General features: G+C 57.4%; 21 protein-coding genes. 7 read left to right on the plus strand and 14 right to left on the minus strand.

The genetic code is table 11. The annotated features are described in order from the left end of the window. Positions 1–226: 226 nt before the first annotated feature. Positions 227–976 (minus strand): glucose 1-dehydrogenase, encoded by a 750-nt coding sequence (locus GOB82_RS02010; protein WP_166118953.1) that lies wholly within the window; start codon positions 974–976, stop codon positions 227–229. A gap of 229 nt (positions 977–1,205) precedes the next feature. On the opposite strand from GOB82_RS02010, the gene GOB82_RS02015 reads away from it, so the two are divergent. Continuing rightward, positions 1,206–1,745 carry a TetR/AcrR family transcriptional regulator gene (locus GOB82_RS02015; RefSeq protein ID WP_166118955.1) on the plus strand — a complete coding sequence of 180 codons (540 nt, stop codon included), beginning with the start codon at positions 1,206–1,208 and terminating at the stop codon, positions 1,743–1,745. A gap of 26 nt (positions 1,746–1,771) precedes the next feature. Here the strand turns inward: GOB82_RS02015 and arsH are convergent, their stop codons facing one another. From arsH to GOB82_RS02040, 5 genes are all read right to left on the minus strand, one after another. Continuing rightward, complete coding sequence (gene arsH / locus GOB82_RS02020) at positions 1,772–2,479, minus strand: arsenical resistance protein ArsH (protein WP_166118958.1); 708 nt, start codon at positions 2,477–2,479, stop codon at positions 1,772–1,774. A 129-nt stretch (positions 2,480–2,608) separates the two neighbouring features. Continuing rightward, complete coding sequence (locus GOB82_RS02025; RefSeq protein ID WP_166118960.1) at positions 2,609–3,922, minus strand: arsenic transporter; 1,314 nt, start codon at positions 3,920–3,922, stop codon at positions 2,609–2,611. After that, complete coding sequence (gene arsC / locus GOB82_RS02030) at positions 3,922–4,344, minus strand: arsenate reductase (glutaredoxin) (RefSeq protein WP_166118962.1); 423 nt, start codon at positions 4,342–4,344, stop codon at positions 3,922–3,924. The genes GOB82_RS02025 and arsC overlap by 1 nt, the downstream gene beginning before the upstream one ends. Further along, positions 4,341–4,694, minus strand: coding sequence for an ArsR/SmtB family transcription factor (locus GOB82_RS02035; protein WP_166118965.1), 354 nt, complete (start codon positions 4,692–4,694; stop codon positions 4,341–4,343). The genes arsC and GOB82_RS02035 overlap by 4 nt, the downstream gene beginning before the upstream one ends. A 118-nt stretch (positions 4,695–4,812) precedes the next feature. After that, positions 4,813–6,030 carry an FAD-dependent monooxygenase gene (locus GOB82_RS02040; RefSeq protein ID WP_166118967.1) on the minus strand — a complete coding sequence of 406 codons (1,218 nt, stop codon included), beginning with the start codon at positions 6,028–6,030 and terminating at the stop codon, positions 4,813–4,815. Positions 6,031–6,119: 89 nt separating this feature from the next. Here GOB82_RS02040 and GOB82_RS02045 point away from each other — a divergent pair, with 89 nt between their 5' ends. Then, positions 6,120–6,719, plus strand: coding sequence for a TetR/AcrR family transcriptional regulator (locus GOB82_RS02045; protein ID WP_166118969.1), 600 nt, complete (start codon positions 6,120–6,122; stop codon positions 6,717–6,719). Positions 6,720–6,955: 236 nt separating this feature from the next. Here the strand turns inward: GOB82_RS02045 and GOB82_RS02050 are convergent, their stop codons facing one another. Further along, the gene (locus GOB82_RS02050; RefSeq protein WP_276510280.1) at positions 6,956–7,810 is read right to left on the minus strand and encodes an SDR family oxidoreductase; all 855 of its coding nucleotides are present in this window, start codon (positions 7,808–7,810) and stop codon (positions 6,956–6,958) included. A 225-nt stretch (positions 7,811–8,035) separates the two neighbouring features. Here GOB82_RS02050 and GOB82_RS02055 point away from each other — a divergent pair, with 225 nt between their 5' ends. Both GOB82_RS02055 and GOB82_RS02060 read left to right on the plus strand, forming a co-directional pair. Next, entirely contained in the window at positions 8,036–8,353 is a 318-nt protein-coding gene (locus GOB82_RS02055) for a winged helix-turn-helix transcriptional regulator (protein ID WP_198911944.1), read from the plus strand. Positions 8,354–8,773: 420 nt separating this feature from the next. Further along, positions 8,774–9,154 (plus strand): VOC family protein, encoded by a 381-nt coding sequence (locus GOB82_RS02060; protein WP_166118974.1) that lies wholly within the window; start codon positions 8,774–8,776, stop codon positions 9,152–9,154. 258 nt (positions 9,155–9,412) lie between these two features. Here the strand turns inward: GOB82_RS02060 and GOB82_RS02065 are convergent, their stop codons facing one another. Continuing rightward, complete coding sequence (locus GOB82_RS02065; RefSeq protein WP_166118977.1) at positions 9,413–10,240, minus strand: oxidoreductase; 828 nt, start codon at positions 10,238–10,240, stop codon at positions 9,413–9,415. Positions 10,241–10,416: 176 nt separating this feature from the next. Here GOB82_RS02065 and GOB82_RS02070 point away from each other — a divergent pair, with 176 nt between their 5' ends. Both GOB82_RS02070 and GOB82_RS02075 read left to right on the plus strand, forming a co-directional pair. Then, positions 10,417–11,247 carry an AraC family transcriptional regulator gene (locus tag GOB82_RS02070; protein ID WP_242007142.1) on the plus strand — a complete coding sequence of 277 codons (831 nt, stop codon included), beginning with the start codon at positions 10,417–10,419 and terminating at the stop codon, positions 11,245–11,247. 178 nt (positions 11,248–11,425) lie between these two features. After that, the gene (locus tag GOB82_RS02075; RefSeq protein WP_166118982.1) at positions 11,426–12,499 is read left to right on the plus strand and encodes an alkene reductase; all 1,074 of its coding nucleotides are present in this window, start codon (positions 11,426–11,428) and stop codon (positions 12,497–12,499) included. 203 nt (positions 12,500–12,702) lie between these two features. On the opposite strand, the gene GOB82_RS02080 is transcribed toward GOB82_RS02075, so the two are convergent. After that, positions 12,703–13,761 (minus strand): SDR family oxidoreductase, encoded by a 1,059-nt coding sequence (locus GOB82_RS02080; RefSeq protein WP_166118984.1) that lies wholly within the window; start codon positions 13,759–13,761, stop codon positions 12,703–12,705. Between the two features lie 74 nt (positions 13,762–13,835). On the opposite strand from GOB82_RS02080, the gene GOB82_RS02085 reads away from it, so the two are divergent. After that, positions 13,836–14,264, plus strand: coding sequence for a helix-turn-helix domain-containing protein (locus GOB82_RS02085; RefSeq protein WP_166118987.1), 429 nt, complete (start codon positions 13,836–13,838; stop codon positions 14,262–14,264). A gap of 119 nt (positions 14,265–14,383) precedes the next feature. Here the strand turns inward: GOB82_RS02085 and GOB82_RS13580 are convergent, their stop codons facing one another. The 5 genes from GOB82_RS13580 to GOB82_RS02110 all read right to left on the minus strand — a co-directional run bounded on the left by GOB82_RS13580 (position 14,384) and on the right by GOB82_RS02110 (position 18,805). Further along, on the minus strand, positions 14,384–15,271 hold the full coding sequence (locus GOB82_RS13580) for a CPBP family glutamic-type intramembrane protease (protein WP_166118989.1): 888 nt from the start codon (positions 15,269–15,271) through the stop codon (positions 14,384–14,386). 202 nt (positions 15,272–15,473) lie between these two features. Continuing rightward, positions 15,474–16,355, minus strand: a complete 882-nt coding sequence (gene bla, locus GOB82_RS02095; protein WP_166118991.1) for a class A beta-lactamase — start codon at positions 16,353–16,355, stop codon at positions 15,474–15,476. Positions 16,356–16,556: 201 nt separating this feature from the next. Further along, the gene (locus GOB82_RS02100) at positions 16,557–17,180 is read right to left on the minus strand and encodes a YdcF family protein (protein WP_242007143.1); all 624 of its coding nucleotides are present in this window, start codon (positions 17,178–17,180) and stop codon (positions 16,557–16,559) included. After that, the gene (locus GOB82_RS02105) at positions 17,177–18,130 is read right to left on the minus strand and encodes a cell division FtsX domain-containing protein (RefSeq protein ID WP_166118993.1); all 954 of its coding nucleotides are present in this window, start codon (positions 18,128–18,130) and stop codon (positions 17,177–17,179) included. Before GOB82_RS02105 ends, GOB82_RS02100 begins: the two co-directional genes overlap by 4 nt. 3 nt (positions 18,131–18,133) lie before the next feature. Then, the gene (locus tag GOB82_RS02110; protein ID WP_166118995.1) at positions 18,134–18,805 is read right to left on the minus strand and encodes a cell division ATP-binding protein FtsE; all 672 of its coding nucleotides are present in this window, start codon (positions 18,803–18,805) and stop codon (positions 18,134–18,136) included. Positions 18,806–19,080 lie beyond the last annotated feature (275 nt).

The following is a 19,080-nucleotide window of genomic DNA, read 5'->3' on the forward strand; positions in this document are numbered from 1 at the left end:
CGCTGGAAGAGAACGAGGAAGCCGGTAGGCAGCAAGGGTATCAGGGAAGGGAATGACGTCCCGGAGATAGAAAACCGGGAAACGTGCGCCCAAAAGAGGGCGTGGGCGCACGTTCTATGGAGAGACCGCCAGAAGTCAGGCCGTTCTTCCGGGCCACAAGTCCACCGTTATCAGAAGACGCAGGCAGGCTTTCCGGCAGGAGCGTTTGCGGGGTGTGTTTCTGAAATCAGCGCAGGCCACCGGAGGCGAGCATTGTCCCACCCGTCAGCCAGCGTGAATCGTCAGAGGCAAGGAAGACCGCGAGCGGCGCGATATCCTGCACCTGCCCGATGCGGCCCAGCGGTGTCTGCGCGATAACGGACTGCTTGATCATTTCTGCAGCGGCAGCATCAATGGTTTTCGTGCCTTCGGTTTCGACCACGCCCGGATTGATCGCGTTGACCCGGATCTGCTTTGGCCCGAACTCGCGTGCGAGAGAGCCGGTTATTGCGTCCACCGCGCCTTTTGTTCCCGAATAGACGGCGGTATTGGCCGGTGTGATGCGCGAGGCAATGGAGCTGATGTTGATAATACTGGCGCCGCTTCCCAGATGCTTGAAAGCAGCCTGTGTCATCAGCAGGGTGCCCAGCACATTGATGTTGAAGTGGCGGTGGAAGAGCTCCTCGGTGATCTCTTCAATGGACGAAAATTGATACACACCTGCGTTATTGACCAGAATGTCCAGCCGCCCGAACTGGCTGATTGCAGCATCAACAATAGCCTGAGCATCGCTCTTGCGTGAGACATCGCCCTGAACGGCAATGGCTTTGCCACCGCTGCCCGTGATTTCCGTAACCACGGCATCCGCCCCAGAACTGCTGGACGCATAATTGACGACGACAGCCGCCCCTTCCGCCGCAAGTGCCTTGGCTATGCCAGCGCCAATCCCTTTGGAAGCGCCTGTCACGATTGCGACTTTTCCGGAAAGCTTGCTCATGGATATGATCCTGTCTGTATGGGCTGGGACGTGCGTGTAAGCCTCATGCCCGGTTTGCGAAAACCGATGGGTTAAAATATGGAGCGGTCACTCCAACATTAGGGATATATGGCGTGTCCCGGCGTATTCAAGGATTTGTGGAGCGATGGTATCAGAAAAAACACGCACAGAGCGGCGTGGTCGGGGGCGGCCACAGTCTTTCAACAGGCAGCAGGCTCTATGCACAGCCATGCGGTTGTTTTGGGACCGGGGATATGATGGAACAAGTTTTGATGACCTGATCTCGGCTATGGGGATCAGTGCATCCAGCTTCTATAACGCGTTCGGGAGCAAGGAAGCGCTGTACCATGAAGCGATTGAAGTCTATATGGCTGTCGCTGGCGGGTGGTTTCTGGCTGTTCTGAATGAAGACGCTGATACACGCACGGTCTTTCATGACCTGATAACGACCGCCGCTACGGAGTTCACGCGGGATGACCTGCCTGCGGGATGTATGGTTTCAACCGCGGCAACCCAGTGTTCCCCCGCACAGGCTCGCTTGCGGGAGCTTCTGGCCAGCCAGCGCACCCAGTCTGAACGGGTAATGGGGGCACGGCTGCGCAAGGGGGTGGAGGCGGGCGATCTGCCAGCTACTACGGACGTCGAGGCTCTGGCGGCGTTCTATAGCTCCCTGCTGCGCGGCATGGCCGTGCAGGCGCGAGATGGCACACCACGAGAGAGACTGCTGGAAATCGCACGGATCGGAATGCAGGCCTGGCCGGCGGCTTAGCAGCGTGCTGCCTGCAGGTGTTTGCCTTACAGAGATTCAGGTAATGTGAATGTGGCCTTGCGCTCGCTGTAGCGGTCTACGAGATAGTCCGCACGATCTCTGATGAGCACAGTGAATTTCATCAGTTCCTCCATGACATCCACCACACGGTCATACAGCGCTGAGGGCTTCATGCGGTCGTCCTCACCAAACTCCTTGTAGGCCATTGGCACACTGGACTGATTGGGGATGGTGAACATGCGCATCCAGCGCCCGAGCACACGCAGCGCGTTCACGGAATTGAAGCTCTGTGAGCCGCCGGAAACCTGCATTATCGCGAGTGTACGCCCCTGCGTGGGGCGCAGTGAGCCTTCAGAGAGAGGAAGCCAGTCAATCTGGTTTTTGAAAACGGCGGTTATGTTGCCGTGGCGCTCCGGACTGCACCAGACCTGCCCTTCGGACCAAAGCGAGAGTTCCCTGAGTTCCTGCACCTTGGGGTGGGTTGCGGGCACGGACTCTGCAAGCGGCAAATCTCTGGGGTCAAACACGCGGGTTTCAGCCCCGAGGCAGTTGAGAATGCGTTCAGCTTCCAGCACAAGCAGCCGACTGAAGGAGCGAGGGCGTAACGAGCCATAGAGCAGCAGAATACGAGGGGGATGAGTCAGGCGCTGGCTCGGCTCCAGTTTCCCCAGGTCGAGCGGGTCGAGATAATCCTGATTCAAAAGAGGCAATATGGTGTCCGGGGTATGGTTCATGCTTGGGGTGCCTTCTCTGCTTCGTCTGTGTCATTCGTTGGGCGCAGGGTCTGCATGTAATGGATGTTGAACTGGCACTCCGCCTCTTCCATGACTTGGTGGTAGACTGGCATCGTCTCGCTCTCTCTCTCAGCCGGTGCCGATAAGCGGAAGCCAGAAGGCGAGCATGGTCAGGGTTATCAGTAGTACCGGCGGCGTGATCAGAAGGCCGACGCGCATATAGTGCAGCCATGTGATTTTGTAATTTCTGGCCGCGAGCACATGCAGCCAGAGCAGTGTGGCGAGGCTGCCAATAGGTGTGAATTTAGGCCCGAGGTCACAGCCGATAATGTTGGCATAGATCATGATGTCACGTGTCACGGGTGCAATGTCATGCGCCTGCTGGATCGACAACGCTCCGATCAGGACACTCGGCATATTGTTCATGATGGAGGACAGGATGGCGGTAAGAAAGCCGGTGCCGACCGCCGCCGCCCATGGCCCATGATGACCAAGCCACACCAGAACATCGGCCACGTACTCGGTCAGGCCAGCGTTTCGCAGCCCATAGACTACCAGATACATGCCAAGGCTGAAGAGAACGATCTGCCACGGCGCTCCCTTGAGAACCTCACCCACCGCAATCACCCGTCCGCGCCCTCCGGACGCCACGCGCAAGGCGATGGCGAGCAGAATGGCGGCCGCAACACAGGCCACGATGCAGACGGGAATATGGAAAGGTGCTGTTACGAAATAGGCCATCAGCAGAGCGGCAAGCAGCGGAAAGGCGGCCTTGAACACCTGCCGGTCCTGAATGGCGGAGGCTGGTTCCGGTAGTGCAGTAATGCCGTAGGTTCCTGGTATTTCGCGCCGGTAGTAACCCCACAGGACGGCCAATGTGCCTGCCAGCGCCACCAGATCGACAGGGATCATGACAGCGGCATAACGGTTGAAGGAAATGCCAAAGAAATTGGCGCTGACGATGTTGACCAGATTGGAAATCACCAGTGGAAGACTGGTTGTATCGGCCACGAAGCCGGTGGCGATAATAATAGCCAGTGAGGCGGCCTGCGGCAGGCGTAATTGCGCCAGAAGGGCAATCACGATGGGTGTCAGCAGGAGGGCCGCTCCATCGTTGGCAAAAACCGCTGCGATTGCCGCGCCGAGAACGATAATCAGCGGGAACAGGATGCCACCGCGCCCTTTGCCCCAGCGCGCAACATGCAGGGCGGCCCACTGAAAGAATCCTGCCTTGTCAAGCAGAAGAGAAATGACGATCAGGGCAATGAAGGTGAAAGTCGCATCCCAGACGATATGCCAGACGATAGGGATGTCCTGAAGATGGATGACACCTGTTGCAAGAGCTATGCCTGCTCCGGCGAGTGCGCTCCAGCCGATCCCCAACCCTTTGGGCTGCCAGATGACAAAAACCAGCGTGATGATGAAAATCGCAAGCGCTAGCATCAGATATTCCGCTTTCCGTTTTCATCCACGACCTGCTCACCGTCTTCCTTGAAGAACGCGCCTTGTTGCGGGGCAGGCAGAATATCGAGAACAGTTTCGGACGGGCGGCACAGTTTTGTACCCAGAGGCGAGACGACGATGGGCCGATTGATCAGGATCGGATGCGCCATCATCGCGTCAATCAGGTAAGCGTCTGTCATCGCGGGGGTGTCGAGTTGCAGGTCATCATAAGGCGTGCCTTTGCGGCGCAAAAGGTCACGCACGGAAATACCCATGCTGTCGATCAGCGCGCGTAACTCCGCACGTGAAGGCGGGGTTTTCAGATACTCGATGATGATGGGCTCGATCCCGGCGTTGCGGATCAGCGCCAGCACGTTGCGCGATGTACCGCAATCCGGGTTGTGATAAAGGGTGATATTCATGAGGTGGTTTTTCCTCGGCAACAGCTGGATGCGAGTTCGGCAAACAGAGGGGCGCTCAAGTCCGGGCGCCCCGCGCAGCAACCCTCGATCAGAAACAGGGTTAGGTCCTGCAAACGCTCCAGACTGGCGCGGTAGATAATAAGGCGGCTTTGGCGTTGGGATGTGAGCAACCCCGCACGGGCCAGCACAGCGAGATGCACGGAGATGGTGTTTTGCGGCAGTTCAAGCGCGCGTGCGACCTCTCCGGCCGGGAGACCATCAGGTTCGTGGCGCACAAGAAGGCGGAAGATTTCCAGCCGGGTCGATTGCGAGAGCGCGCTGAACGCGAGGAGGGCTGCTTCTGTATCCATATATCAACGTTTAATGATTTATGGAATTATATCAAGCGGGGCAGGTTCTTTCAGGGGGGCGTGCTGTTTCGCTCAGATCAGGCCGTGCTTATTATCCTGTGCAGAAATGCGGCTTACCTCAATAGTCTGACAGACGTAGCGAATCATGCACCCTCGCTCTGGTCCCATCAAATATGCCCGCCGTTCCGTTCCGCGCGATTTCGGCAAGGATGCGGTCACGCGTCTCAATGTCCTTCTGTGTTCTGGGCAGGAAGAAAGCCCCGTTATCATCGGTCGCCAGTGCCTGGTTTGCCTCGACAAACGGCCGCGTGAGATGCTCGTAGGCCGTAAACGCCTCTTCCGGAGCGTTATGAGTAGCCAGCTCACCTGCCAGCACATAGGCGCCAACCAACGCCAGACTGGTCCCCTGACCTGATCGGAAAGAAGGGGCAAACGCCGCATCCCCGACCAGCGCCACGCGTCCCTTTGACCAGTGGGGCATCCGGATCTGACTGACCGTATCGAAATACAGATCGTCGGCTTTTACCATGGCATCAAGCAGATTCGGAACTTCCCAGCGCATGCCTGAGAACACGGTTTGTGTACGTCGGATCTGTTCTTCCGCATTGCGACAGGAGGCGCTAGCGACTTCATCTGTTGCAAAAGCAAGGAAACCGAAAACCTTCGGGTTATCCTGAACCGCCCAGATTCCGGCTGTGCGTCCTGGTTCGGCGTGAAAGATGCCGGCATGTGAAAGGCTTTTGTCATTTGGCATGGAGAAAAGATTGAATCGGAAGCCGAGGGAATGGTTAAACAGGGCCTCGGGACCGAAAACCAGATTGCGGACCCGCGAGTGTAACCCGTCTGCACCGATGACGATATCATATCGTGCCCGCTGACCGCTGGTGAATCCGATATCAACGCCCTTACCGTCATCATGGAGCGTGTCGATTGAGTCATTGAAACGGTAATCTATCCCGCTGTTGCGGGTCGCGTCATAGAGCAGGGTTGTCAGGGTTCCGCGCGGGAGTTCGACATCACGCTCGGCTTCGCTGCCGATCGCCTCGTAGATCGGTAGGCTGCCGATGATCTGACCTGCTTTATCCACGAAGGTCATGGTGCGGGATGCTATATGGGCTGCCCGGATCTGAGGCAGCAGGCCCATGCGCTCGACCACGTCAATGGCCGTGCCGCGTACGTCGATCGGGTATCCGCCAGTCCGGATGATCGGCGCGCGTTCGACCACCGTTACATCGAACCCATAACGGTCGAGCCAGAAGGCGAGCGCTGGACCTGCGATGCTGGCACCGGAGATGAGTACGGAACGGCGTTGTGCTGGAACCATCGGGATGTTCATGATATTTACTCAAAATAAGATTCGTGGAGTATCTTATCTTGTGCGCATCAAAAGGCAATAAGATTCATTTTGTATCTTAATGGAGAGTCATGAAAGCTCAAAAACAGACACGAAGGCGCGGTGTGGCTTTGGAAGAGGCGATCCTGGAAGCGACATGGGTAGAACTGGCAGAACACGGTTATGCGGGTTTGACGATGGAAAACGTCGCCCGCCGTGCGGAAACCAGCCGCACGGTGCTGCATCGACGCTGGCCCAGCCGCACGGCGCTTGCAACGGCAGCACTGGCGCAACAATTCGCGCGGTCGAATATCATCATCCCCGATATGGGCAGTTTGCGTGATGAACTCTGCTATCTTCTCAAATGTATGTCGGATCGCGCGGGTTCGAAGGACCTGCAGTTGTTTTTCGATATGCAGAAGGATCTCGTGGCCGAGCGGTCGAGCTTTGCCGACATACGGGCGCGCATTGTGGACGGGAGCCAGTTTCATGCCGTTATGGGAAGGGCTATTGAACGGGGCGAGATCGATCCGGTCCGTATCACGCCTCGCATTGCATCCCTTCCTCTCGACCTTGCTCGTCATGAAATTATGATGACATTCCAGACTTTATCGGATGACACCATCCGGGAGATTGTCGACGATATCTTCCTGCCATTAGTGCGTCGGGGTGAGCGTTCTTCTCAGGCATGACGTATCTTCCGTATTGAAGGCGTCATTCCATTTTCAGGGCGCATCGGCATGATCTGCGTGACAACCATTGGGGACGAAAACTCGGCAAGACCCTGAATGTGCTCAACGCGTCGCGGATTGATCGCTTTCGCCTGCGTTGCAGAGACATATCGGGCGCTTATGGTGTTTTCTGAACAAGGTCGCTCGTCGCAGATCATGGCGTTGGTGTTAATTCATGGTCGCTCTGGTATTGAATATTATAATGCAGTCGTAATCACTGTATCGAGCGGCGTTGTCGGATGACCGATAAGGCGCGAGAGAGTATGGCTGTCATCGAACAATGCTCCCTGCGATGCTGCCACGTCCGCGTCAGCCAGGAGTGTGGCAAAAGGTGCGGGCAGGCCTGCATCTTCGAGTGCCCTGGCATAACCGTCTTCGGAGAGATCATTATAGACGATTGTGCGCGCTGCATGTTTTGATACCGTTGCTGCAAGATCAGCCAGTGTGAAGGCCTCGTCCGCAGCGAGTTCGTAAATCTTGCCGACGTGATCATCCGTCTTCAGAACCCGGGCAGCAGCCTCTGCGTAATCACGGCGGGTTGCTGACGAAAAACGCCCCTCTTTTGCTGCGCCGATGAACGCGCCGTGCTCAAGAACTGCAGGCAGAGCCATGAGGTGATTTTCCATGTACCAGCCGTTCCGCAGGATGACGGCGGGAAGGCCGGATGCGGCAATCGCCTCCTCCGTTTGCCGGTGTTCGATGGCGAGTTGCGCCGGAGAGGTATCTGCATGCAGCATGCTGGTATAGGCAAGCAGGGACACGCCCGCCGCGCGCGCTGCGTCGATCACGGCACGATGTTGCGTCGTACGACCTGAAATTTCGGTGGATGAGATCAGCAGGAGTTTCTTCACCCCGTTCAGCGCGGCAGGCAGTGTCTCGGGGCGGTCGTAATCCGCCTCGCGCACCACGACGCCGAGTGCCGCGAGATCCTGCGCCTTGGCCGGATTGCGGACAGCGGCGATGATCTGGCCTGCGGGAACGGATTTCAACAGTGTTTCAATGACAAGACGGCCAAGCTGGCCCGAAGCGCCGGTAATAGCATACATGGTCATATTCTTTCATCAGGAGGCTTGGAGCCTGTTGTTTTGTTGTGGCCGGGTGGGGTCTCTCACCGGGACAACACCCATATAAGAACAACAGTTTCTACTGGTAACTATATATCTTGAGGTTATCGTCGCTTTTCAGTAACCTGTCGGAAACCAGGTGAGGGAATGGTTATGGTTCTGAGAATGCGGACCGCAGTGAAAGCGCTTCCGGGCTGCCCCATGTCACAGTGCATGTCTCTGCTGAGCGGCTTATGGTCTCCGGAGATCATCTGGTCGCTCAGTAAGGGGGCACGGAGATTCTCGGAAATTCGCCGCAATATTCCCGGGATTTCGGCCAAGGTTCTGACAGGGCGGCTGCGTGATCTTGAACGGCGTGGCGTTCTAAGCCGCAGCGTAATTCCGACATCACCCCCAACGGTCGAATACGAGCTCACCTCGCTCGGAGAAGAATTGCTGCCGGCGATTCAATCCATTGTGGAGGTCGGAACGCGGTTGATCCTTCGTGACCGTCAGCTGCATGACAGTGATGTGCCGCTCAAGCCGGATTAAGCTGCAATTTATGCTGTCTAAGGGGACACCATGATCAGCAAGACAATGCGAGCATACTGATGCGCACAAACATGCGCTTCATGCCGGTTCTTAGCGGAGGGGCGGGGAGGAAAACCATGGTTCGCCTGCATCCCGAACATCTCGTTCGTTTCAGGGGTCGCCACGAAGCTGGCAGTCATAGAGAAAACTTGACTGGATCGCACAGTTTTTGGCAAAATCACAACGCCTAAAAAGACAGCGATGCAGGTATGGTGAGAACCTGCGGTCTCTTTGAGACAGTCACGCTTGAGTGGGGAAGCCTGCTCTTGGCCATGGCCGGACACCGTGAGGGGTTTCCCCTCCCGTGTGGTCGGTTGTGGCTGGCTCCATGTCTCCGCTGCCGATCCGTGTCCGTTGCACAGACAGCGGAAAGGCACGATTATGAAACTCAATCACATCAATCTTTACAGCCACGATGTCGCGGCTGATCAAGCTATGTTCGAGCGTTACTTCGGCCTGCGAACTCTGGTTGTTCGCGGAAAGAAGATGGCAATCATGCAGGATGATGACGGCCTTATATTGCTCGTCAATCATTTTGATAGCGCGCTTCATGGTTTCGACTATCCGAAGGAAGTAGACATTCTGCATATCGGCTTCCTTCAGGAGACCCGGCAGGAGGTGGATGACCTGTACGCTCGCCTGATTGCTGATGGGTGGGACGTTCAGCCCCCATGCACTACCCATGGCGCCTGGGCGTTTTATCTGAAGGCGAAAGGGGGCTACTTCATAGAAGTTGCGACAGTAACGCCCATCAAGGAGTAAGAGCTTAACCGGAAGAGGCACCATAACTGTGCCATCTTCCCTATGCTGGAGCCGGGTCATACGGGCCATGCAGGAGGCATCTCCTGTATAACCCCCAGCGGAGCCTGTCTGCGGTGCATGGAGCAGGCAGGCAACCGTTGTCTGACAAGATTTTTCATTTGTGAAAAAGCGGTTTTCCGATTCCCTCTACAGGTTTATGCTTCGTGTCATACACATGATTTCCGGCGTGTGGCAGGCCTTCAATAGTCCTCAGGACGTTCAGTTGTCTGTTGATCGGGTTAACTCCTCCCAATCAGCAATTTCGCGTTCCAAGCGGGAAAGGCGCTCACGAACCAGACGCAGAGCATCACTTCCAAGGAGAAGTTGTGGTGGTGGCGTATCCGATGCAACCAGATGCAGCACCGCCGCCGCAAGTTTGGCAGGGTCTCCCAACTGCTTGCCGTCTTTCTCGCGGCGTGCGGTGCGGATCGGATCGAACAGTGCATCGTAGTCCGCAATTGAACGCTCGCTCCTGACCATAGAGCGTCCGGCCCAGTCTGTGCGGAATGACCCGGGGCAAAGTGCCGTGACATGAACTCCGAAGTGCGCCATTTCTGCGCGCATGACGTCTGAAATGCCCTGCAAGGCGAATTTGCTTCCACAGTAATACGCTATGCCCGGCATGGTGATCAGACCACCCATTGATGTCACGTTCACGATAAACCCCCTGCGGCGTTCGCGAAAATGCGGCAGAAAGGCTTTGGCGATTGCAACAGCTCCGAAGACATTGACATCGAACTGGCGGCGCATTTCCTCAAGAGAGGATTCCTCCAGAACCCCCTCATGCCCATAGCCTGCATTGTTGATGAGAACATCGACCGGCCCGTGGTCTTCCTCAGTCTGTGCGACGATGGCGGGAATGCGGTCGAATTCGGTGACATCACACAGGACCGTGCGGACATCCGGCAGTTGCGCCTCCAATGAGGTTTTTGCGGTTTGCGAGCGGACCGCACCAATCACGCGATGCCCTGCCTCAAGAGCGGCCTGAGCAATGGCTAACCCAAATCCTGAATTTGCACCCGTGATGAAAAAAGTCTGCTCTGGCATGGCTCTGCTCTGTCTGATTGCATTCATGCTTTGACCAATACTATCATATTGGCGCGTCCTCTATCTCACTTCCTCTGATTGTTTTGCTCAATCCTATGAATTCTTTCTCCGCGCGGTCTCACCTCATTGCGTTGGCGGCCAAACTTGCACCGCGGCATGGCTACAACACCACGCCTATGCAGGGCATTCGCATCCTGCGTTCCGAAACCGTTCTTGAAGATGTTCCCGTTCTTTATAGGCCTGGTGTGGTCTTCGTTTTGCAGGGGGCTAAGCAGGGCTTCCTCAATGGCGAGGTCTACCATTATGACGCCGACCATTATCTTGCCGTTTCCGTCCCTGTTCCGTTCCGGATGGCGTCGCAGGCCGACCCAGAACACCCTCTGCTTGCTATCTACGTCGATTTTGACCTGCATCTTGCTGCTGAAATCGTGAGCATACTGGAGGGGCAGATCGATCATGACGAGAGGGCGCGGGCCAGAAGCCTTGTTTCAAGCCCGATGGTGCCCTCGATTGTTGACGTGCTTCAACGCCTGCTTCATGCTCTCCATCATCCGCGGGAACTTACCGTTCTCGGCCCGGGGCTGCTGCGCGAGTTGCATTATCGCGTTCTGGTGGGGCCTCAGGGGGGACCGCTGATGGCGGCACTGCATCGCAATAACGCGACAGGCAGGATCGTGCAGAGCCTGATGCTGATCCGCGAACGCTACACTGCCGCCTTATCGGTAACGGAAGTCGCAGCGATGGCCGGTATGAGTGTTCCTTCCTATCATGCCGGTTTTAAATCCCTTACCGGGAATACACCGATCCAATACATCAAGGCCATGCGCTTACATGAGGCCAGAGTGAAAATCGCGCAGCGCAGGGGCTCGATTGCCGCTATTGCCGCCGAAGTCGGCTATGCCAGCGCTGCCCAGTTCAGCCGCGATTTCAAACGCCATTTTCAACGCAGCCCCAGTGAGGACGCTCAATGGATGCGGGAGCATCTGGGGGAGGCGGGGCAGGGGTGAACGCCCAGTTTCTGTGCGCCCGGCTCGGGGTGACGGCCTGATGGTGACGGCCTGATGGGGGGCCCGGAACCACACCCCGGACTCTCTCCAGCCCAGAGCGCAGAGACAGGTCTCCTGTTGTAATCGGTGTATGTCTTCCCCATCTCATAGGAACCGCGTTTTTTAGGAAGGATCTGCTATGCCGAGCCTGTTTGAATCGATTGAACTGGGAAGCATTTACGCCAGAAACAGAATTCTCATGGCACCGCTGACGCGCGGCAGAGCCACCCGCCAGCATGTTCCGACTCCCATCATGGCCGAGTATTACGCGCAGCGCGCCACAGCGGGTCTGATCATCTCTGAAGCAACTGGTATCAGTCGGGAAGGGCTTGGGTGGCCCTATGCACCCGGTTTGTGGTCACAGGAGCAGGTGGAGGCCTGGAAGCCGGTTATCGCGGCCGTGCACGCAAAGGGCGGAAAGATCGTGGCGCAGCTCTGGCACATGGGCCGCATGGTGCATTCTAGCGTGACGGGCCAGCAGCCTGTATCCTCCTCGGCGACAGAAGCGCCTGCGCCACTTCATACTTATGATGGCAAGCAGGCCCCCGAGGTTGCCCGCCCCCTGACCAGGGAGGATATCGCCCGTATCCTGAATGATTACGAAAAGGCCGCCCGCAATGCTCTGGAAGCCGGCTTTGACGGTGTCCAGATTCATGCGGCCAATGGCTATCTGATTGATGAATTCCTGCGGGACGGCACCAACCATCGTTCCGACGAGTATGGCGGCTCTCCTGAAAACCGCATTCGTTTTCTGCGTGAAGTCACGGAACGGGTGATCGCCACAGTTGGCGCAGGCAGGACCTCAGTGCGACTTTCACCCAATGGCGACACACAAGGGTGTATCGATAGCCACCCCGAGCAGGTTTTTGTGCCCGCGGCAAAGCTTCTGAACGATCTCGGTATTGCTTTTCTCGAATTGCGCGAGCCCGGACCCAACGGCACATTCGGCAAGACGGATCAGCCGAAACTGCATGGTCTGATCCGCGAAGTTTTCACGAACCCATTGGTTCTGAATCAGGATTATACACGGGAAGAAGCGATTGCAACGGTTGCAACCGGTGTGGCTGACGCCATTGCATTCGGTCGGCCTTTCCTTGCCAATCCGGATCTGGTGCATCGTCTGGAAGATAATCTTCCCCTGAATAAGGATAATATCCAGACCTGGTATTCGCGGGGACCAGAAGGCTATACCGATTATCCATTTGCTCGGTAATGCCTGGTAACTTTCAGAAAGTTTCCTTCCGGCAAGGAAGCTTTCATGGTTTCAGGTCTTCATGGAGGCGTGCCAGCCTGCCGCCTCCAGTGCGGCAGGCTGGCCCGTTGTAGGATGAGGCACGATAAGAAGACTTTGCGCGTGAGAAAATCGTGTCTGAGAGGAACCGTTTCGAAAATCTTTCCCGTGTTTTGAAGACGATTTTACGAACGGACCGGTTTGCTTGCTTCGGGCAGCCATCCCCGTGCTCGAAACCAGGCGACTTCGTCATGCAGTGTTTCCTCGACAGGCCGAAAGACCAAACCGAGTTCGCGCTCGCTTTTCGCGGCACTGAAACGGGAGCGTTCATTTTCGGTTGTGAGCGCGCGCACGGTGGCCCAGCTGAACAGAACCGGTCGCCCGGTAAGCCGTGCCTTGGCTTCACTGATAGCTGCGAAGACATAGAGGAGCGCCAGCGGGATACGGCGTTCAGGTACTTTCACGCCCAGCGCCCGGCCTATCAGCGGCATGAGTTCCGCCATGGTGAAATGTCGGCCCGCCGCCAGATAGCGCTCGCCTCGGCGGCCTTGATGGTTGGCCATGATCAGGGCGTTCGCCACATCCCGGGCATCGACCAGACAGACCGAGCCGGGCGGTATTCCCGGTACCTTGCCGCGTGCCACGTCGAGAATGGTCTGCCCAGCGGAGGTTGGCCCCATATCTCCGGGGCCGTGCATCCAGCCCGGGAGCACCATGGCGCCCCAGGCATCGGGGTGATGCTCTAGAAATTTCAGGAGTTCCCGATCAGCAAGGATCTTGCTGCGATAATAATCATCAGCATCGCGCTCGTCGCGCAGCATGGTTTCGTCCACCACCTGACCGCGTTTCCCGCGCAGGACGGCAATCGAACTCACATGCATGAAACGGCGCACACCAGCAGCATAAGCATGCTCCAGCAGTGCGCGTGTCCCCAGAACGTTGGCGGCATGCAGTTCGGGCCAATGGCTGCCGCCGGTATAGGAATCACGGAAATAGGCCGCCGTATGGAAAACGACGTCAACGTCACGCAGGGAGTCTGCAAAGTCGTTTACGTCCAGCATGTCTCCGGTTACGATCTCGACGTTAAGGTCGCCGAATTGCGCTTTTGCTTTCTCGGGTGAGCGCGCCAGCGCCCGCACGTGAAATCCCTGCTTCAGTAGTGCGCGGACCAGATTGTTCCCCAGCAAGCCGGTCGCTCCGGTCACGAAAGCTCTCTGCGTTCGGGGTGAAGAAAGTGTATCCATGTTCGAGGCTCCATGAGAAGGAGCATTCTTCTATAAGTGTGAACCATGGTTCATGGTCAAGGACACGAACACTCATGTTGATCGGACATTTTTCACAGCGCACAGGCCTCAGCCCTGCGACAATCCGGTTTTATGTCCGCAAGCGGCTGCTTTCTCCGGAAAGCGGACGAAAGGGCGGGCGCAATCCCTATGCGCAGTTTACCGAGCGGGACGTGCAGAGAGCTGCCATGATCCGTTTTGGACAATCTCTCGGCATGTCTCTGGCCGATATCGCCAGGATTAATGATGAGATGCAGGAAAAGGGTCTAACCCGTGAGCGCGCGGTTGAGATCATGGATACGCAACTTCGAGCGATTGAAGACAAAGCTCAGGATCTGGCGATAATGGCTGAGTATTTGCGCGCCAAGCGCGACTGGATTGCAGATGGTCAGACGGGGGAGGAACCCAATTGTCCGCCGACCGGTTCTGTTCATTGCCAGGGTAAGAGCGGCGCATGCCGGTGAAGAATTGCCCATTTGAAACAGGAGCATGCGCCCATCGCGCCACCGGAGTTTTTATGGGCGATACGATGCGGGGAGCGGGTAAAGGACTATGAATGCTTGGCCTCAACACGTGCCACCGTTCACACCGCTGCTTTTGCAGGCTTCATGCTGAAAAACGTGATGGGTAAGAGAAGTAACAGAAACTGCATCGCGATTCCAGGTAATGAAAACATGACGCCGTTGTCACCGCCGTTGATCAAGGGAGACCCTTTTACCGATAGATAGACGATCTGGGTGGGGCTGTGTGACAAATCTGATCCGGGTGAGCCCAGAATGCTTCCGGCCAAATCGGCGACAGTATGGGCCCCGATACCGAGCCACAGAGAGCCAGACACGCGCCTCAGGCTGCAGAGTATCATTCCTGACAGGAACAGGAGCGCGACCTCGACGAAGTTCTCGCCTTGATTGTGTAGGTGGCACATCGCGAATGCCATGGACGTCATGATCGCTGCGGGCCACCACCCAAAGTTCTCTTCAAGCCTTTTGAGCGCGTACCCTCTAAACCATAATTCCTCAGTCACGCCTAAAACCAGCAACCAGGTTGTGGAAAGAAGCGCAACCATGGCTGTCGTGGCGGGAGGCCAAACCAACCCGATTATACGAAAGCCACCATAACAATATTCAAAGAGGGTGAGGAGTGCGGAGCCGAGCAGCGATAAGAAACAGCCTTGCAAGAAACGTCGAAGTGACACTCTGCTCAGAGGCACCCCACAAAAATCTGCGTCTTTTCTCTCAATGGTCGCAAATAGCGCTGTCAGGCCAGCAATGATTAGAAGCATTACCAACTCACTTGTGTTGGCATTCAATAGATAGATCACGTTTTTTAATGCGGCGTTCGAAATATCTTTCGGGCTTGCGCTCCAGAGTTTCGGTACATGAATTGAGAAAATCAAGGCTGTGGAGAGGAGGAGATATGAGGCGGCGAGTGAGAAACCTTTGATGGCGTGGGAAAATTTCGATGTGATCACGTGATTTCCTGACAGATTAAGTTTGGATATAAAAATAAAGTATCATCAGAGCGAAATGAGATTTATCACAGGGCGGAAATTGAAGACTGTTTTCCATCTCGTGATGAACGGTTTAGAGTATAACCAATTCGTCCCAAGTTGCTCATGTGTCTGTTTCGTAAGACTCTTCTCCTGAAGCGCCGCCCCGGCACTCCGGTTTTCTTCAGCTTTCAACCCAATCTCTGATGACAGAGCCAACGTGCCGGAGAACGGCTTCCCGCCCATCCATGCTTATGTGGGGAGCGTGATAATATGCCGCCATCAGGATCGCCTTTCGCCCTGGGGGCCAGACGACTGCGTAGTCATTGGTCTCGTCTGGTCCTGATGTTCCGGGCCTGTCTGCACTCACCCAGTCGCCGGGAAAAGACGCACGCAGGCGTTGCAGTCCCGGTTTTGTGTTGATCATCCAGCGTGTCAGCAGGTCACGGGTGTCCTGTTGGAGTGTCGATCCGAGCAGGATTGTTCCTGCGGTTTTGGCAATGGCGCGTGGGGTCGTGGTATCCAGCAGCCCATCGTAAGTGTTGGAGAAGGGCTCATAGCGATCCGACCGGGTGACAGTGTCGCCGAGGGACCGCACAAAGGCCGTAAGGCTTGATGGGCCGCCTATGCTGCGCATGAGGAGGATCGCAGCAAGGTTGTCACTCATTTCCACCATTGCCTGACACAGGGCTTCAACTGTTAAGGCCCCCCGCTGGACGTTGGCGGCCGTGACCGGGCATGCAAAGTTCGGGTGTCCGGCATCCTTCAGATCACGGGCGGTGTAGTGTATCAGCCGTGAAAACTGTTCCTGGCCGCGTTCGATTTTCCAGAGAACTTGCGCCGCGAGCAGGCCCTTGAAGGTACTGCACATTGTGAAACGCTCGTCCGGGCGATGCATCAGCGTTCGTCCTGATGCCGTGTCCTGAGCAAAAACACCCAGGCGGCCGCCGTAACGGTTTTCGATTGCGTCCAATGGTGGTTCATCCGCCATTGAGAGGGTGGGGATAGTTGAGAGGAGTACCGCCGGCGCAGCGGCCAGAAGAGATCTGCGTGTCAATTTGGTCATACGCGGTTCCGTGGACAAAAGCTGAAAAATGATGAGGACCTGTGCAGGTTTATGTCACGTTGAGTGGCCGGCGGTGTTTTGAAAGATGGCAGCGAAATCTCTCTGTTTTCGGAGCACCCGTCCGTCTGCTTATCGACCGTTCCTCTCAGCGCGAGACGGTTGCTTGCGTTCGCCTGCCGGATGACAGGTCAGGATTACTCCTCAGCCCGCGCTGTGTGAGGGATTGCGGACAAAGCCCGCCAGTGCGCCAAGCCATTTGGCAAATTCGCGCAGGAGAAGGCGGAGAGTTGGCTTGTGGAAAGGGTGTTCCAGAGCCGGGGGAATAACCGGGTAGGCATAGAGTGTCACGCCCGGCAGGGTGCGGCGCAGTTCCACCAGTGCCCTGCGCATATGATATCCGGCCGTAACCACTGTAAGGGTGTGGATATGGTTATCCGCCACCCATGCGGCGGTCTCACTGGCATTTTCAATGGTGGAGCGGGCCAGATAGCCGAGTGTCACACGGTCTTTGAGGGTATCCGGCAGGCGCGGTGGGAGCAGGTCCTGCTGGCTGGCCTGTGGGTCCACCCCGGAGATCAGCAGTTTGTCCCCCCGATTCTGCATCAGCAGGCGCAGGGACATGTCCACCCGGCCCTGGCCGCCTGTCAGGGCCACAATGCCATCCGTATGCGGTGTGATGGCGGGGGCGGGCCTGAGCGCATCATAGACAAACCAGCCAAAAGCGCCGCACAGCGCAAGGCTTACCAGTAATCCGACCTTGAACCACCAGACAACAAAACGATGCAGGCGTGAGGGGCGGTAGGGACGGGCGGCCTCGCGCATCATGGCATCCGTCGCAGCCAGACCCGGACCATGAACTGTGTTGTCGCCCAGCCGATAAAGGCCGCGACAAACGGCAGCGCGGCCAGCCCGGCCAGCATGTCACCGGGCAGGAGGTCGGGCAGGGTGCGCCAGTCCGGCATGGCGGTGCTGCTGGCCTGAAGGGTGGAGGCCGCAAAGGGGGCAGCCATTCTGAAAAGCAGAAGCAGGGGAGCCATGGCCAGCACTGTTCCCAGAAGGCCGCCGCCAAAGGCCAGCCCTCCGGTGCGCCAGGCAAAACGCCCGGCAATATAGCTGTCCGTTGCACCCAGCCCGTGCAGAATTTCAATAATATCGCGGCGGGTGGAGAGGCCCGCGCGGGTGGAGAGCGCCGTAATCAGGGTGGCAATACCGCCCACGGTGGCCAGAGCCAGCGCCGCGCAGGCCAGCAGGCTTTCCGCCAGTGCGCGCAGGCGGGTGCTCCATTCCGCATTATGTTCCACAACCGTGCCGGGAACATGGGTGCTCAGGGTCTGCTCGAGGTCCGCCGGGGCTTCCTGCCCTTCTGCCAGACGCACTTCAATAACCGCAGGCAGGGGGAGCGCTGTCTTGCCTGCCTCGCCCAGCCACGGGGTGAGCAGTCTGGCCAGTTCTTCCTGCGTCAGGCGATGAACCTGCGTGCCGGAGGGTAGTGTTGCAAGATCAGCCAGCACGGTGTCCGCCCGGGTCTGCTGTGTTGTGGTTTTGCCGGTTTTGCCCGAGGCAATGAGGGGCTGATCAGGCTCGGAGACCTGAATGGTCAGCAATTGTGCCGCCCCACCCGCCCAGCGGGTGGAAAGGGTGCGGGCTCCTGTCGCACCTGTCAGCGTCAGGGCCGCCAGAAAGCTCATCATGGCAACCAGCACGAACAGGCTTCTGTCCGGCAGGGCCTCGGAGAGGGAAAGACCGTCCTTGCGGCCGGAGAAAGGAAGGGCCACGGCTCAGGCTCCGTCCTGCACAAGGCGGCCGCGTTCCAGCACCAGAGCCGGGCGGGGCAGGCGGCGGACCAGTGCCTCGTTATGGGTGGCAACAATAACGGTGGTGCCCATGCTGCTCAGTTCTCCAAACAGGTCCAGCAGCTTGTGGGCCTGTGGTTCTTCCAGCGCGTTGGTGGGTTCATCCGCCAGAATCAGGCCGGGGCGATGCACAATGGCGCGGGCAATGGCGGTTCTCTGCTGCTCCCCACCGGAAAGGCGGGAGGCCCGCACCCCGATGCACTCACCAAGCCCCACCCATTTCAGGATGGCGTGGACCTCATCCGTTATTTCATCTTCCGGGCGGTGTTGCAGGCGGAGGGGCAGGGCCACGTTATCTGCCACGGAGAGGTCCGGCATCAGCCGGAAATCCTGATGGACCATGCCGATTCGCTGGCGAAGACGGACCAGAACGGCGCGCGGGGTCTGCGCCGTGACATCTTTATCCAGCAGGCACAGGGTGCCGTCGGTTGGCAGGTTTTCCAGATGCAGGAGGCTGAGCAGGCTGGTTTTCCCCGCGCCAGACGGGCCGAGCAGCCAGCGGAAGCCCCCCTGCGGCACATCGAAGGACAGGTTGGAGAGCACGGGAGCGCCTTCCCTGCGCTCCCTGCGCCATGAGACAGCTTTGAGGCGAATCATGAGATCGGCACGCTTCCGCGGGCAGGTCGCGAAAAAAGGAGAAAGGGGCTACGCATGGCCCGAGTGTAGCGGAGGGAGGGCCGGGCTGTCGATCACAAGCGATAGGGAGACGGGGTGGAAATTTCGAAAAATCGGGGGAATCTGACCGTAAAAAACCGGTAAAATGCCTCGTTCCCGGTTCCGCTCTGGCGCGCTTGTGGGTCTCTTGTGTTAAGAGGTGGTTTGTCAGGGCCATTATGCGTGTACATAAGGGGGCTTGGCATAATGTGTGACAG

Origin of the sequence: Acetobacter farinalis (assembly GCF_011516935.1) — a bacterium.
GTDB lineage: Bacteria > Pseudomonadota > Alphaproteobacteria > Acetobacterales > Acetobacteraceae > Acetobacter > Acetobacter farinalis.

Excerpts from the sequence above, each read along its gene's own strand:
- GOB82_RS02040 (WP_166118967.1), bottom strand. The coding sequence starts at position 6,030 with ATGAACATCCCGATGGTTCCAGCACAACGCCGTTCCGTACTCATCTCC.
- GOB82_RS02100 (WP_242007143.1), bottom strand. The coding sequence starts at position 17,180 with ATGATGCGCGAGGCCGCCCGTCCCTACCGCCCCTCACGCCTGCATCGT.
- GOB82_RS02035 (WP_166118965.1), bottom strand. The coding sequence starts at position 4,694 with ATGGATACAGAAGCAGCCCTCCTCGCGTTCAGCGCGCTCTCGCAATCG.
- GOB82_RS02075 (WP_166118982.1), top strand. The coding sequence starts at position 11,426 with ATGCCGAGCCTGTTTGAATCGATTGAACTGGGAAGCATTTACGCCAGA.
- GOB82_RS02015 (WP_166118955.1), top strand. The coding sequence starts at position 1,206 with ATGCGGTTGTTTTGGGACCGGGGATATGATGGAACAAGTTTTGATGAC.
- GOB82_RS02055 (WP_198911944.1), top strand. The coding sequence starts at position 8,036 with ATGTCTCTGCTGAGCGGCTTATGGTCTCCGGAGATCATCTGGTCGCTC.
- GOB82_RS02025 (WP_166118960.1), bottom strand. The coding sequence starts at position 3,922 with ATGCTAGCGCTTGCGATTTTCATCATCACGCTGGTTTTTGTCATCTGG.
- GOB82_RS02045 (WP_166118969.1), top strand. The coding sequence starts at position 6,120 with ATGAAAGCTCAAAAACAGACACGAAGGCGCGGTGTGGCTTTGGAAGAG.
- GOB82_RS02110 (WP_166118995.1), bottom strand. The coding sequence starts at position 18,805 with ATGATTCGCCTCAAAGCTGTCTCATGGCGCAGGGAGCGCAGGGAAGGC.
- arsH (WP_166118958.1), bottom strand. The coding sequence starts at position 2,479 with ATGAACCATACCCCGGACACCATATTGCCTCTTTTGAATCAGGATTAT.
- GOB82_RS02050 (WP_276510280.1), bottom strand. The coding sequence starts at position 7,810 with ATGACCATGTATGCTATTACCGGCGCTTCGGGCCAGCTTGGCCGTCTT.
- GOB82_RS02080 (WP_166118984.1), bottom strand. The coding sequence starts at position 13,761 with ATGGATACACTTTCTTCACCCCGAACGCAGAGAGCTTTCGTGACCGGA.
- bla (WP_166118991.1), bottom strand. The coding sequence starts at position 16,355 with ATGACCAAATTGACACGCAGATCTCTTCTGGCCGCTGCGCCGGCGGTA.
- GOB82_RS02065 (WP_166118977.1), bottom strand. The coding sequence starts at position 10,240 with ATGCCAGAGCAGACTTTTTTCATCACGGGTGCAAATTCAGGATTTGGG.
- GOB82_RS02060 (WP_166118974.1), top strand. The coding sequence starts at position 8,774 with ATGAAACTCAATCACATCAATCTTTACAGCCACGATGTCGCGGCTGAT.
- GOB82_RS02085 (WP_166118987.1), top strand. The coding sequence starts at position 13,836 with ATGTTGATCGGACATTTTTCACAGCGCACAGGCCTCAGCCCTGCGACA.
- GOB82_RS02070 (WP_242007142.1), top strand. The coding sequence starts at position 10,417 with ATGCAGGGCATTCGCATCCTGCGTTCCGAAACCGTTCTTGAAGATGTT.
- GOB82_RS02010 (WP_166118953.1), bottom strand. The coding sequence starts at position 976 with ATGAGCAAGCTTTCCGGAAAAGTCGCAATCGTGACAGGCGCTTCCAAA.
- arsC (WP_166118962.1), bottom strand. The coding sequence starts at position 4,344 with ATGAATATCACCCTTTATCACAACCCGGATTGCGGTACATCGCGCAAC.